11 protein-coding genes and 1 CRISPR repeat array are annotated in these 15,237 nt (G+C 40.4%); all 11 genes read left to right on the forward strand.

All coding sequences use genetic code 11. The features are described from left to right. Window positions 1-131: 131 nt before the first annotated feature. Window positions 132-977, forward strand: a complete 846-nt coding sequence (locus tag A1019T_RS12315) for an IclR family transcriptional regulator (RefSeq protein ID WP_077451971.1) — start codon at window positions 132-134, stop codon at window positions 975-977. A gap of 113 nt (window positions 978-1,090) precedes the next feature. Then, window positions 1,091-2,029 (forward strand): type I-F CRISPR-associated endonuclease Cas1f, encoded by a 939-nt coding sequence (cas1f, locus tag A1019T_RS12320; protein ID WP_077451973.1) that lies wholly within the window; start codon window positions 1,091-1,093, stop codon window positions 2,027-2,029. Between the two features lie 3 nt (window positions 2,030-2,032). After that, window positions 2,033-5,581 carry a type I-F CRISPR-associated helicase Cas3f gene (gene cas3f / locus A1019T_RS12325; protein WP_077451975.1) on the forward strand — a complete coding sequence of 1,183 codons (3,549 nt, stop codon included), beginning with the start codon at window positions 2,033-2,035 and terminating at the stop codon, window positions 5,579-5,581. 72 nt (window positions 5,582-5,653) lie between these two features. Next, window positions 5,654-7,018, forward strand: coding sequence for a type I-F CRISPR-associated protein Csy1 (csy1, locus tag A1019T_RS12330; RefSeq protein ID WP_077451977.1), 1,365 nt, complete (start codon window positions 5,654-5,656; stop codon window positions 7,016-7,018). Continuing rightward, window positions 7,015-8,028: a type I-F CRISPR-associated protein Csy2 gene (gene csy2, locus A1019T_RS12335; RefSeq protein WP_077451979.1), complete on the forward strand. Its 1,014-nt coding sequence runs from the start codon at window positions 7,015-7,017 to the stop codon at window positions 8,026-8,028. Before csy1 ends, csy2 begins: the two co-directional genes overlap by 4 nt. Before the next feature lie 108 nt (window positions 8,029-8,136). Beyond that, complete coding sequence (gene csy3, locus A1019T_RS12340; RefSeq protein ID WP_077451981.1) at window positions 8,137-9,141, forward strand: type I-F CRISPR-associated protein Csy3; 1,005 nt, start codon at window positions 8,137-8,139, stop codon at window positions 9,139-9,141. 3 nt (window positions 9,142-9,144) lie between these two features. Continuing rightward, window positions 9,145-9,750 carry a type I-F CRISPR-associated endoribonuclease Cas6/Csy4 gene (gene cas6f / locus A1019T_RS12345; protein WP_077451983.1) on the forward strand — a complete coding sequence of 202 codons (606 nt, stop codon included), beginning with the start codon at window positions 9,145-9,147 and terminating at the stop codon, window positions 9,748-9,750. Between the two features lie 181 nt (window positions 9,751-9,931). After that, a CRISPR array of direct repeats spans window positions 9,932-12,783; the repeat unit is 28 nt; unit sequence CTTCACCACCGCATAGGTGGCTTAGAAA. Window positions 12,784-12,805: 22 nt separating this feature from the next. Then, window positions 12,806-13,198 carry a transposase gene (locus tag A1019T_RS12350; RefSeq protein WP_077451985.1) on the forward strand — a complete coding sequence of 131 codons (393 nt, stop codon included), beginning with the start codon at window positions 12,806-12,808 and terminating at the stop codon, window positions 13,196-13,198. Between the two features lie 202 nt (window positions 13,199-13,400). Beyond that, window positions 13,401-13,910, forward strand: a complete 510-nt coding sequence (locus A1019T_RS12355) for a hypothetical protein (protein WP_077451987.1) — start codon at window positions 13,401-13,403, stop codon at window positions 13,908-13,910. Window positions 13,911-13,912: 2 nt separating this feature from the next. Next, complete coding sequence (locus A1019T_RS12360) at window positions 13,913-15,097, forward strand: hypothetical protein (protein WP_077451989.1); 1,185 nt, start codon at window positions 13,913-13,915, stop codon at window positions 15,095-15,097. An 18-nt stretch (window positions 15,098-15,115) separates the two neighbouring features. After that, the coding region (locus A1019T_RS12365) for a helix-turn-helix domain-containing protein (RefSeq protein ID WP_143514058.1) at window positions 15,116-15,237 on the forward strand (122 nt) is incomplete at its 3' end.

Here is a 15,237-nt window from a genome sequence, read left to right on the forward strand (position 1 = left end):
ATATAAATATCAATAGCTCTGCTACATAGTGATTATAACCATACAAGCAGAGCTTTTTAATATAGAATTAGATGACCATTTAAGATGGATATTATGTAACTTTTAAAACCGGAGTATTCATAAACTTGTATATGACAAAAAATAATTTTTCAGATAAGGCGTCTAAAAGCGAAGCTCATGCTGAGTTGCTAGAACCTATTGCAGAAATGCGTGATGTTAATGACAGACAGTTTGTTACAGCACTAGCTCGAGGATTAGAGCTACTTCGTTGCTTTAATCCTCAACGACCTTATCTTGGCAATCAAGAATTAAGTCAATTGACAGGGATACCTAAAGGGACTATTACTCGTTTGACTTATACCTTAGTTAAGTTGGGATATCTTAAGCAATGTGCTAATAGTAGTAAATATCAACTGTCTGTAGGTGTACTAGGATTTGGTTATACTTTAATGTCTAATATTTCTATTAATAACTTAGTCACACCTTATATGGAGGAATTAGCTGACTATGCTAATAGCGCAGTAGCTATGGCAACTCGTGATCGATTAAAAATGGTCTATTTAAACGTAGTACAAGGAAACTCTACTACTACTATGCGACGTAATGTTGGCTCATATCTTCCTATTCACTCAAGTTCAATGGGGCGAGCTTGTTTAGCAAGCATGCCTCCTGATGAACAAGAGTTTATTCTTAATGCCATTCGTAATAGATACAAGGAAAACTGGTTAAAAATTCGAAGAGGATTGGACAAGGCATTCCAAGATTATGAAGATTATGGTTATTGTTTTTCAATTAGTGAATGGCAAAAGGATGTTAATGCCGTTGCTACAGCCTTGATACACCCAACTGAGGGCCTATTGACCTTTAATTGTGGAGCGCCGGATTTTGTTCTTAGTCGCGATAAATTAGAAGAAGATATTGCTCCACGCTTATTACATATGAAAAACACAATTGAGAATGATCTTTATATTGGTTAGTATCATATGTAATATATTTTTTTATTCGCTCAATTTTTTATTACTATAATCTAGGGTGTGTCGTCACAAGGTCAAAAAAGTAGTAAAATAGGCTATAAACAAAGCTTTGAACCATTTTGCATTCCAAACGTGCCAATATCTTTTATTTACAATACTGCCGCGTCCTTCAAAAAGATGGAAGAGTTTTATATCTCACCGAAGATGATAAAGCCAATCATCAATACTTCAACATCCCTATTGCTAATACAACTTCAATATTACTGGGTACAGGTACTTCTATCACACAAGCCGCTATGCGTCTGCTATCACAAGCGGGCGTATTAGTTGGTTTCTGTGGTGGCGGTGGCACTCCTCTATTTATGGGCAGCGAGAAAGAAATATTTGTTGAATGGCTAACTCCGCAAAGCGAATACCGACCCACCGAGTACATTCAAGGATGGATGAACTGGTGGTTTGATGATTACAAACGTTTGCAAGCCGCCCAAGCCATGCAACTTGCTCGCATTGAATTTTTGCGACGTGTTTGGCAACGAGATAAGGACTTTAAACAACATGGCTTTGACAGCAGTGATAGCCACATCTCAAGCTTGATCGACGAACACAAACGCCAAATACCCCTGCAAGACAATACCATGCATTTATTGCAACTTGAAGCTCGCCTAACCAAAGCACTGTATAGAGTCGCCGCTGAAAATACCAATTATAGTGGCTTTACTCGTGACCATGATGGTTTAGATAAAGCCAATGGCTTCCTAAATCATGGCAATTATTTGGCTTATGGGCTTGGTGCAACCACCGCTTGGGTGCTCGGCATCCCTCATGGCTTTGCCGTCATGCATGGCAAAACCAGACGTGGCGCTTTGGTGTTTGATATCGCTGATATTGTGAAAGATGCGCTAGTGTTACCGCTTTCGTTTATTTGCGCCAGTGAAAACCTCAGCGAGAAAGAGTTTCACCAAGAGTGCTTAAATTACTTTACCCAATATAAGGCACTTGATGAGATGTTTGAAGTGGTGAAGAGTTTAGCAATTAAGACAGATTGGAAAATTTAAATTATGCTCGTCACCTTTGTCTCTCAATGTGAGAAAAAAGCCCTGAAACGTACTCGGCGTATTCTCGATGCATTTGCCAATCGGATTGGTAGTAATGTATGGCAAACGGCAATTACCGAAGATGGACTAATGACAGTCAAACGTTTGCTACGTCAGTCTGCCACTCGCTCAACCGCTGTTAGCTGTCATCGAGTGCGTACACGTCAGCGTACTGAACTACTATGGATTGTAGGCAATAAACGTAACTTTAATGAGGTCGGGATAGTGCCTGTGAATAGTACCAAGCGCAATATTTTACACCGCGAATGGGAGAATGACTGGGCCTATCTTAGTTGCATTCAAATCATAGCTACCTTAGCGGCATTACTTCATGATATTGGCAAATCAACCAACGGTTTTCAGGAGAAGCTAATAAAAGGTAGTAAGTCTGGTGATCCGTATCGACATGAGTGGATATCACTAAAGCTATTTAGCCTTATTATTCAGGACTGTAAAACAGATGAAGAGTGGTTGAATCGTTTAACTAACTTGTCGGACTGGTTAAATGATAAAGATATAGATAAAAAATTCTCAACATTAAACCCTGACGCACCTATCATAGGTGATATGCCCCCACTCGCTCAATGGCTTGCCTGGCTTATCGTCACTCATCATCGTTTGCCTCCTTTAAAAGAAGTATTTTTGTCATCCTCACAAATCGAACGATTTAATACGACGAACCAACTTATAGATTTAAAAGGTAATTTGCACGAGTTTTATAGCCAATTAAAGCCTGTCGACTATTGGGTAAAGAACCCTAAATCATTGTTACCGCCATCAGATGGTGGGATGAGCAAAAAACAATTGCAAGATTTTTGGCAATTTAATAATTTAGTGATTCATAGTTCAGCTTGGCAAAAAACACTCAAACGTTGGTCAGAAAAAGCATTAAATGATTCAACCTTGATGCAAATAAGTAAACAGGCTAACTCTAGTCATCATAACGATCCTACTATCACTGACCCTTTATTGATGCATTTATCACGCCTTTGTCTAATGATTGGCGACCATAACTACTCTAGTTTAAAGGTCGACGATAGGCGCTGTATTAAAGTTAAGGAGAGCTTTACTAAGCTTGCAGCCAATACTACTAAAACTACAGGCCATCAGAGTGATGAAGAAAATAAGACGGTTATCAAACAGTCTTTAGAGGAGCATTTAATAGGCGTGGCTCAGTTTACCTCCCACTTTGCACGCACTCTTCCAATTATTGCTAGTGAAATGCCACACCTAAAAAACCATAATCCACTTGCCAAACCTACAGGAGTAGATCGCTTTAAATGGCAAAACAGTGCTTTTAAGTTGGCTGCAAAACACCAGCAAGCCAGCAAAGACCATGGGTTTTTTGGAGTTAATATGGCCTCTACCGGTGCAGGTAAAACTATCGGTAATGCTCGGATTATGTATGGTTTAGCAGACCAGAAAAAAGGAGCGCGTTTTACCATTGCTTTAGGGCTTCGAGTGCTAACACTCCAGACCGGACTAAGCTTTCGTAAGAACTTGAACTTACAAGACGACCAACTGGCTATCTTGGTCGGTGGTAGTGCGCATAGAAAACTGTTTGAAATGAATCATAATCCAGACACAGGTGAGGCTACCGAAATAGCACAAGAAGCTGATACACGTTATGGCGCTCAAGCCTTTGGAAGTGAATCAAGCGAGGAATTGGTAGATGAACTTGTCGACAGTAGTATTGATTATGATGATTACGAGGCTTTAAATCTTGGTACCGTTATATCTAATCCTAAAGCACGCGATCTACTGTTCGCACCTATTGTTACCTGTACTGTAGACCATCTCATTCAAGCCAGCGAGTGTAAACGAGGTGGAAAGTACATAGCCCCTTTGCTGAGACTACTTAGCAGTGACTTGATTCTTGATGAGCCTGACGACTTCGATCAAGCAGACCTACCTGCCTTAACTCGCTTGATGTATTTGGCTGGATTGATGGGTACACGCGTATTACTTTCTTCAGCAACACTAACACCTGACTTAGTTACCGGATTATTTAATGCTTATTTGTCAGGACGCCATGTCTTTAATAAAAGTCAAAATAAGCCTTCGCCTAAAGTTGTTTGCGCTTGGTTTGATGAGCAGCCAAATTCAGCATTTGCAACTAACTGCGCCAATACTGATGAGTTTTTTAGAACTCACAATAGCTTTAGTACTAAACGTGCTGCTTATCTAGATAAGCAGACAATTAGACGTCAGGCAGAAATACTACCTCTAAACTTACCTAAATATAGCAATGACACGCAAGATGAGTTTTATGCATCCCTTGCTCAAACTTTATTACATGGAGCCATTGCTTTACATAAAGATCATGCCTTTAGTTACCCAGATACGGGTCAAAACGTTAGTATTGGCTTAGTACGCATTGCCAATGTGAATAATATTACTGGTATCTCTCAACAATTCTTCAATCCAAGTAAGATATCAATTCCTGAAGATACTATTATTCATGTCGCTTGTTACCATGCCAAGCAATTGCTACTCTTGCGCAATAGTCTTGAGAATAAACTAGACCGTATTTTAGACCGTAACAATGGTGTGAGGCCTTATGATCATAACGAGGTTTCTGACATACTGCACCAGTATCCAGTTAAAAATCATATTTTCATGGTCCTTGCTACACCTGTTGCGGAGGTAGGTCGTGATCATGATTATGACTGGGCTATAGTCGAACCTTCTTCTATGCGCTCTATTATTCAGTTGGCAGGTCGAATCTGGCGTCATCGCCCAAAGAAAGTTGCCACTACGACTAATATGTTCTTGCTACAATATAATATTCGCTACTTTAAACGAAGCCATAGTAAGCGCTCTATATTTACAAGACCGGGCTTTGAAACAGCGAGCATCAAACCTGAAAGCTATGACTTAAATAATTTAATTGCTAAAGAGCAGCTCAGCCATATTGATGCAAGACCACGTATCATTAGCCCAGTACAAGCCGATAACACAGAATCAAAACAAGCACGAAGTTTAGATGAGCTTGAGCATTTAGTGATGAAGGATATGATGAATAGTAATAAGTTAAATTACGTCAATGCCTATTATCATCCACTAACACCAGCCAATCGAGTACATACCCATTTACAGCAAGTCAGCCCTTTCCGCTCTGGTAGTCCACAACAAGATTGGTTGCTTATCCCACGTTCATTAGAAGAGGTGCCTGAAGGCGCATCCCTAGCCTTTGAAAAAGAAACAGAGGACTTTAGTGGCTGTGATTACGATGCCTACTATCACGAAGATGTTCTTGAACAAGGCTTGATGTATGCCGGTAAGCATAATAAAGAAGTTATGAAAATGAAGTTTGAGTTTAACCACCCTCAAGTAAAACCTTGGCTCTACTCAGACGTTAGAGACGTATTACATACACTACAAAGTAAAGAGCCTGATAAAAGCTTACGCTCGCTTGCTGTAGCTTATTCCTCTGTATCTCTTGAACGCCTTACAACTAATAATAGTAAAGGATGGCTATATCATGAGTACTTCGGCTTTATAAAACAATAAAATGAAAAACGAACTAACCTATAAAACCATCTGGTCGGTGGTGAAGAATTATACTAAGTAAAGGAGCCCGTTATGCCCGACTTTTCGCCCGATCTGGCTAAGAATGTTGTCCAGGCATTTCTAACCAGTCAGTTTGACAAAAAGACTGAAAAAGAACAAAGGCAGTTGGCTAAAGCCATTGAAGATAATGATCTGGATAAAATATCTGAGCTAAAGGAAAAGTTATCTAAATTTGAGGACAGATACTCACTAGAAGTCTGGATGGATAATGCTGCTAATAGAATGACAAAACAAATAGGCTTTGGAACCCATATATCTAAGGGTATCCATTCAAGCTCTAAAGGTGACAATATAAACTTCGACCCTAATACAGCCTTACCAAAAGCAGTCGTCGGACATCAATCTATCAAAAATCATCAACTAGATGCTAGCGGTAATGCGGCGGCCTTACCTCTTTATTCTTTTTTTGAATTCGAGGTACAAGATGGAAAGAAAGTTAAAGACTACATTATAGAAAATGATAATTCATTCGAGCTATCGTTATCGTCAGATCCTGACCTATCTAAACAATATTTTAAAGCTTTCAGACAAGCATTAGTTGGAAAAAATAAGCAGCCTATAACTAGCGAATACAATAAACAAACTTTATGGCCTCATGCAAATAAACAATATACTTGCATTATCCCTCTATATCCTTCTTCATTAACCAATATTGTTTTCCAAAAAATACAGCACATTAAGTATTCTGACGAAACTAGCAGTAAAAGAAAAAACAGATTTTCTAATAAAGAAGATGTTATACAAGCTGCGTATCCTACTATTTCTGATATAGCTGTTGTTAAGCTAGGAGGTAGCAATCCTCAAGGCGTCAGTAGGCATATGAGTACTCAGGGAGGTATCAACTATCTTCTACCCTCTTTGCCGCCAACCCTTACTCGCTACAACACTCATTTTAAACCATCAAGATTTGCGACATCTATTTTTTCAAATGCGCTTGAAAAAAGAATCAGCCCCACTTTGCTTAAGATCTTTAGCGCAATTAAGACCAAGCCTAATAATGTGAAAGTACGTGATCTACGTAAGCAAGCGATGGATGAGGTATTAACACAGATTTTTGATTATGCCCACTATATGCAAAATGAACTTCCTGCCGGCTGGAGTAAAGATCAGGTAAATCTAAATGACAGCGAAAAGTTTTGGTTAGATCCAAGACGTGCAGAGCTTGAAGGTGAAGAATCTTGGAAAGAGAAGCGAGAAGCTGAAGACTGGCACAAAGATATTATTCACAGTTATGCACGTTGGATAAACAGCTTATTACAAAAGAAATTCAAAGATATCAAAGATGGGTTTTCTGATACTGAGCACACTCAATGGGAGCGTGACATGCAAGCTATGATAGATCTGTATGAGCGTGCAGGAAAAGGAGTATTTCTATGACCGCTGATTTTTTAAATATTGACTTAGGCGATGGCATCAACTCTAACGATGCAACAGCAAGTACTCAAAGTGTCGTGGGCTATCTGTTATTTAAACGTGTGCTTATTGAAGGCGCCAATGCTATATCCAGCCCCCTGACCTACGGCTTCCCGGCAGTAACAGGCTTTCTAGGTAGCTTTCATGCCATGTCACGTAAGCTTGCAGAGTCCAAAGCTGATGAGCTGTCAGGCATCTCTCTAGGTGGAGTTTTGCTTGCCTGTCATGAATGCACACCGCAGATTTATAGAGATAAGCCGTATAACAACTATACGTTTAACCAAACTCGTAATCCGATTAAACGTGATGGTAAGACTGCGTCAATTATCGAAGAAGGCAAATGCCGATTAGTCATGACTTTTGCAGTCGAAGTGCTAGCAGATACAGCTCTCAGTGACTCACAAACAGACACACTGATTCAACACACGACTAAATGGATTTGGCAACAGCGTATGGCTGGCGGGAGTGTGCATGGACTTGCTCGCTCGGAGCCAGTGCAGTTCTTTAGTTATGATAAAGCTAATGAGCTAAAACCAAACTTATTACCTGCCTTTGTCTTAATGGAGGCGCAGCAGGAATTTTCTGAAATCATTAAAGAGGTCCGCTTTGATAATCCTAATGCCACAGCACTCGATGCCCTTATAGATGTATCTAGCCTACATCACATCCCAGAAACATTGCCTAATGGCGAAACTAAATGGCATACCACTTCGCGAAAATCAGGCCGTGGTTGGCTAGTACCTATGCCATTGGGCTATCAAGGCATATCAGAGCTTTATGATGCGGGCGTGATGCAAAATGTACGTAATCCTGAATATCCTAGCCAATATGTCGAGGCTATTTATGGTCTTGGTAAATGGGTCTATCCACAGCGCCTAGGCAGTAATGAAAGTGAATATGATATCGCTAAAGCCTTTTGGCGATATCACTATGATGAAAAAAATAGTCTCTACTTGGTGACTCAAAATTCTTGATAAACAAATTTACTTAAACCTTAATCAACCCCCTTTTAAACGACTGTAATTTTAATAAAGGATCTATCAACTATATACAGTCTTACTTTTAATACATGGAGTATTATTATGAGCAAATTAACCACAGCCAGTGTTTTAGCATTTGAACGTAACTTTGATATCTCAGATGCCTTTTTGGATCAAATTGATAGTAAAAATAAAGACAGTAAACTAAAGCCAGTTACTATTAAAGAAAAGTCAGTCCGAGGTACCATTAGTAATCGTCTTAAAAACACTATTACCAAAGACCCTACTAAGCTTGATGCTGAGATTGAGAAAGCCAACTTACAGCGTGTGGACTCAGCCGCACTAGATGAAGATTGCAACACCCTAGTAGCTACGTGGAGCTGTAAAGTTCTGCCATTTGACGGCAAACCTTCTGTGTGTAATGACCAAGATTACCAGCAAGCATTACAATCTACGGTAAAAAACTATTTAGATACTCAAGGTGTCAGTGAATTAGCTCGTCGTTATGCCACTAATATTGCTAATGCTAGATGGCTATGGCGTAACCGTGTTGGTGCTGAACAAATTACAGTTAAGGTTAGTTGTGTTATTGACGGAACCGAACATGACTTCGAGTTCGATGCCAAAACCATCTCAATAAAAGACTTCAATACCACTAATGCAGACATCGATGGTTTAGCGGACTTAATTGAAAAAGGCCTAAATGATGAAGCTTTTGTTATTTTATATGTTAAAGCTTTTGCGATAGTAGGCTATGGTCAAGAGGTTTACCCTTCTCAAGAGCTGGTACTAGATACCGGTAAAACTAAATCAAAAGAGCTGTATCATGTTAACGGTAAAGCTGGCATGCACTCTCAAAAAATCGGCAACGCCATTCGCACTATTGATGATTGGTATCCAGAAGCTGGGTTCCCAATCGCTATCGAGCCTTACGGTGCAGTTACGACTCTTGGTAAAGCATTCCGTCAACCAAAAGAGAAAATGGACTTCTATAGTCTATTTGATAACTGGGTCTTAAAAGGTGAAGCTCCAGAGGTAGAGCAACAACATTATGTTATCGGTGTTTTAATCCGTGGTGGTGTATTCGGTGCCAGTGGCAAGGAGTAAGCTATGACTCATCTTACTCATTATCAAGAAATCACCTTGCTACCTGAGCCTGATATTAGTAGTTATTTTATATGGAGCAAATTATTTACTCAGCTACATATCGCGCTTGCTGATGTGAAAAACTCTCATAGTATAAATTCGATTGGGGTTGCATTCCCTGACTATTACTTTGATCAAAAAAACGGGAAGTCATCAAAACTTGGTAACAAGCTACGTATATTTGCTCCTAGTCAGGAAGACTTAACCAAACTCAACCTAAACAAATGGCTAGATCGCTTAATCGACTATGTGCATATCAAGCCGATTAAAAATGTGCCAAGTAATATAAAAGGCTATGTCAGCGTACACCGTTATCGCTTTAAACCTATCGAGGTGCAAGCGCAAAGCCTGGCTAAAAAACTGAATATTAGCTTGGATGACGCAATGGCAACGGTCGCTAAACGCACGCCTGAAAAGGCTGTGCCTTATGTTAGACTTACCAGCGAAACCAATAAAGCACCTTACTTACTTAAAGTGCTACAGCAACCCGCTGATGAACCTAAATCAGGACTGTTTAATGCGTATGGCATGAATGGCATGCGTGACAACGTGACTGTACCATTGTGGTAGGAGTGCGATCAAGCTGGTCATGATGAGTGGCCCAAAAAGAGGGTATAAAACCCCTCTTTTTGCACTAATTAAAAACTTGTAATAAAATCATATAGTTATGTTATGGTCAAAAAAAGAGGGTGAAATATGGCTTTTACCCTCTAGGCCATGTCACAACTCAACTTTTTAAGTTATAATTCCTCTTCACCACCGCATAGGTGGCTTAGAAAGCTGGAAGCTAAGGTTGATCAGGTTATAAAAACTTCACCACCGCATAGGTGGCTTAGAAAAATAATTGACTTTCTCGATGAGCATGAGGGCTCTTCACCACCGCATAGGTGGCTTAGAAATATATATGCTGTTTACTTTTGTTGTGGTGATGCTTCACCACCGCATAGGTGGCTTAGAAAACACAGCACTATGGACACGCCGCAATATGCTACTTCACCACCGCATAGGTGGCTTAGAAAGTAATTGATGCACTTAGATAATGATAAGCTGGCTTCACCACCGCATAGGTGGCTTAGAAAAATCACAGAAAAGCGGATATGGCATTTGGAAACTTCACCACCGCATAGGTGGCTTAGAAATATCCTTATCTGTGCCGTTAATTATCTTACGGGCTTCACCACCGCATAGGTGGCTTAGAAACTCAAGAGGGAGAGGGTGATTGTAAAAAGATTCTTCACCACCGCATAGGTGGCTTAGAAAAATAACAGTTATCCCCATGCTCAAGGGCATTGCTTCACCACCGCATAGGTGGCTTAGAAATCAGCGACCACATCTTGGCTCAACCTCTTGCCCTTCACCACCGCATAGGTGGCTTAGAAAGTAACGGCGTGGATAGGACGGTAAGACTTGGCCTTCACCACCGCATAGGTGGCTTAGAAATCGCAGATTAAGACTTCATCAACTTCAAACATCTTCACCACGGCATAGGTGGCTTAGAAATTTTCGATAAGTTGTTGCTCTTTGTCCAAGTCCTTCACCACCGCATAGGTGGCTTAGAAAAATCACAGTGCGAAAGATTGATGATTATTACACTTCACCACCGCATAGGTGGCTTAGAAATAGTGCGGTAGTAGATGGTGATGTATGAAAGTCTTCACCACCGCATAGGTGGCTTAGAAATGTTAATGAACCGCCGATTTGCTAATGCATCTCTTCACCACCGCATAGGTGGCTTAGAAAAGTCTTAACTGCAATAGCATCAATACTACTGGCTTCACCACCGCATAGGTGGCTTAGAAACACCGGTCAAAAGTCATGGGTACTAACCCTTACTTCACCACCGCATAGGTGGCTTAGAAATTCGCCTCCATCTCGCTCATTTCTGCTTCATATCTTCACCACCGCATAGGTGGCTTAGAAAATGCCAACAATCTCACCGCTTTGGATTTTCTCCTTCACCACCGCATAGGTGGCTTAGAAATTGGCTTGCAGTGGGTGAGCAATGGTTTTACCCTTCACCACCGCATAGGTGGCTTAGAAACGATTTAGACCGTCTAGCGTGTCTATGTTGTTACTTCACCACCGCATAGGTGGCTTAGAAAACTGCTTGATAGTAAAGGCTCGCAGTTGACTGCTTCACCACCGCATAGGTGGCTTAGAAATGGTAACGCTCACCCACTTTCTTAATGAACCACTTCACCACCGCATAGGTGGCTTAGAAAATGTTCACCCCCTATGCTTCACATTTAGCGACCTTCACCACCGCATAGGTGGCTTAGAAACCGAGTCCTCGGGCGTTTTGAGATTGCCGAGCCTTCACCACCGCATAGGTGGCTTAGAAATCGCAGATCAATAGCAAGATGCACGCAAGGAGCTTCACCACCGCATAGGTGGCTTAGAAATCGCAGATGCCAAACAGTTTGCCCCCTGAAAGCTTCACCACCGCATAGGTGGCTTAGAAATTTGACTGTTACGTCTCCTACCATCGCACCGTCTTCACCACCGCATAGGTGGCTTAGAAAAACCAGCTAACACCCATTCAGTCATTACTTGCCTTCACCACCGCATAGGTGGCTTAGAAATTATACAAGCGTCAACGTACGACAATGAGCTTCTTCACCACCGCATAGGTGGCTTAGAAATGAGTTTTGGGCTGCTATCAATAAGATGCAGACTTCACCACCGCATAGGTGGCTTAGAAATTGACGATGCCGTCACGTTCGTTTAATTGCTTCTTCACCACCGCATAGGTGGCTTAGAAATTATCTCCGTCTATCAATTCAACCGTTCATATCTTCACCACCGCATAGGTGGCTTAGAAATTTCTTGAAGCAGCCATCGCGATTGTTTCTAACTTCACCACCGCATAGGTGGCTTAGAAATTCGCGTTAAATTCGACGTCAATGCCTTCTTCCTTCACCACCGCATAGGTGGCTTAGAAAAATGGGTGGCGCTTCAAGCCACGAATGGGTTCCTTCACCACCGCATAGGTGGCTTAGAAAGCAACAAGAACACTTCAAAATTGGCACATATTCTTCACCACCGCATAGGTGGCTTAGAAATTTTGCATTGTGATAGCCCCGTCTTTATGGAACTTCACCACCGCATAGGTGGCTTAGAAATGACTCATACTGAGTAGTGATCACGTCATTGCCTTCACCACCGCATAGGTGGCTTAGAAATATGATGAGTGGCTAAAAGACAATCCTATGCCCTTCACCACCGCATAGGTGGCTTAGAAAGTCCTCGTAGTAAGCACGCTCAGATGGGTAAGTCTTCACCACCGCATAGGTGGCTTAGAAACACGCAAAGCGAACTGAGTTATCTAGCTTTTTCTTCACCACCGCATAGGTGGCTTAGAAATGATGATCTGTTAGTGCCATCTTTTATCCTGTCTTCACCACCGCATAGGTGGCTTAGAAATTTTGAGCCTGTTTACGAGCCTCAATAATGTTCTTCACCACCGCATAGGTGGCTTAGAAATTAAATGGCAGTTTTTGAAGCCTATCTACCTACTTCACCACCGCATAGGTGGCTTAGAAATTAGCCCATTGCGTGAATTTAGCAGCGTATTCCTTCACCACCGCATAGGTGGCTTAGAAACTCGACTGCAACGATAGAGCTAGTGATTGTCGCAACCAATCAACTAGAAACAGTGGATGCGATGACAAGCTATGCTAAGCGTTGGGAAATTGAGACTTTATTTGCTTGTCTAAAGGGGCGTGGCTTTAATCTTGAAGATACCCACTTAACCCATCTTGATCGGGTCAGTAAATTAGTCGCAGTGAACGCCTTAGCATTTTGTTGGGCTTATCATGTCGGTATTTATAAAGACAAAAATAAGCCGTTAAAGCGCAAGTTAAAGGCAAACGCTCGACCTCAAGCCAGTTTGTTTGCGCTTGGCTTGGATGTGTTGATTGAGGGCCTTCGCTTGGTGTTCTTTAACAATGATAAGACTGTACTTCGACAGTTAGTTAGCTTTTTAACCCCTAAACCTATGAAAATCCGGTGGGGATGATTTTTTTGTCGTGTGCAGAGTATTCATTCTTAAAAAGCACTACTAATATTAAAGATAGTAGATTTTTTATTCTAAACTCATTTTAGTTAAATCTACCTAAACTTACATTCAACCACCTCAAGTGTAAATTTACTTTAAATTCACAACATTTGGTGCTAAGTTCAAAACTATTCCCCTTAGTTTTGAATTTAGAGATTTAATAATGGACATAACAACAATAGCCAAGCTGCAAAAAAAAGGAATTCTCATTTCTCCTGTAATCGCCGATTTATTTAAAATTTACGCTGAGGATATCAGACCCTTCCTAGACCAGGATAAGAATCTGAAGCTTGAACAAAGACGCGCCCTATTTAAGCTAACAATACTTGTTAAAAGCGACAAGAAGCAGCTACTAGCCAATAACTTCGAGCTCTACTACCTCATCAAAAGTCACAACCTTGATCAAGACACACTTAAACAAAATGTGCTTGTCAGCTCATTAACTGAAGAGGAAAGTAACTTAGGTATAGCTTTTTTTGAGTTAATCGAAATTATCTCAAGATATAAGGCTATCTTAGACTTAAGAGTTATCTATACAAAAATTAATAACATACTGACCAAAGATATGACCCAAAAGCTGTTCAAAAAAAACGATTTTTCTATCATCACATTTTGTACGCTCATAGGCATTACGGATAGAGCCTATCATTCTCGCAATACTGGAAGCGTATAGCTATGACACATGATAGATTACAAACCAATCAAAGAAAGTGGTTATGTAACCCAGAGCTGTTATATTTCCTTAGTAATCACAATAAAGGCATACACCCTTTCTCGTTAGAGCTAACATGGAGATACAGCTCTAATATCAACCTATCTAAATACAACTATACTGATATTAAGCCCCAATATCCTAAGACCGTTTGGTCTGCTATATCCGCCATTACCTTATCCGTACATTTCAGCTACACAGATCCAAGCATAGCTACCAATAGCTTGATTGATATCATCGTAGAGCAGCTAAAAAAAAGACCTGTTTCCAATGATGATATGCAAATCAACAAATCGGCATTAGCGAGCAAGCCACGTTTAATGACATTGATTATGCTAATGCAGGATATTGTGATTAATAAGCAGTATTATCAACTCAAGAAGCAGTTGATTTGGCTATCTATAGCCCTGCACACTTCAGTGTTACAGATTTACTATCAGTCATACAGTGTTAAAAAAGACATCCTAATGCAGTTTAAGTTAGCTCAGTTTTATGAGTCTGCTAACAGAGCTTGGATATGGGATTCACTACCTGGTATCTCTGAGTTAAGCATGGATACAGAGCGTATCTTACTTATACTATCGGGCATCCTTGAGCAAAAAGAAGACGAGATTAAGTCTTTTGAAAACAGTGATGTTATCAGTCTTATTGAATCAGAAAAAAGTAGGTCTCCTTTAAACACTAGGCTTGGGCAAATACAAAAAATACACTTGGCTTATCAGGATGTATTCTTCTTAATAGCCAGGCGCAGAAAGTCAAAAAGCCGTAAAAACAAAGAGGGTGCCCTTAATAAAAAGAAGATTAAAGCTATTAACTTAACCCAGGATAATCCTGTTTATGAACCTTCAAATAAAGAGCCTGAACCTTATTATTGGGACACAACACCTAATGATATTGAGGTGCATATTCCAAAGATAGATATGAGGTTTTTCGAGGCTGAAATTGAAGAAAATGAGTCTAGTGGATTAAAGGCAAGTACTGAGGAGATAATTGACCACTATGATAGACCTTATATTAGCTATAGTAGGCCACCAGACCCACTAATTAATCACTCAGCTCCTTTACAAGCAATAGATATCACACTGCAACAAAACTATATGTCCCAGCGTGAGCTGGAGCTAAATTCAAATATAGTCATAGCCCCATAAATAAGATACACTGATAAGATGGCATATTCAAAAGACTACAGACAAATGATATTAGACAAGCTTGACGAAGGTTACAGTTATCGAGAGCTTGCCGAAGAATATCAAATCAGTACAACGACAATTCAGCGTTGGAAAAAGAA

The organism is Psychrobacter piechaudii (assembly GCF_900162825.1).
Classification (GTDB): Bacteria; Pseudomonadota; Gammaproteobacteria; order Pseudomonadales; family Moraxellaceae; genus Psychrobacter; species Psychrobacter piechaudii.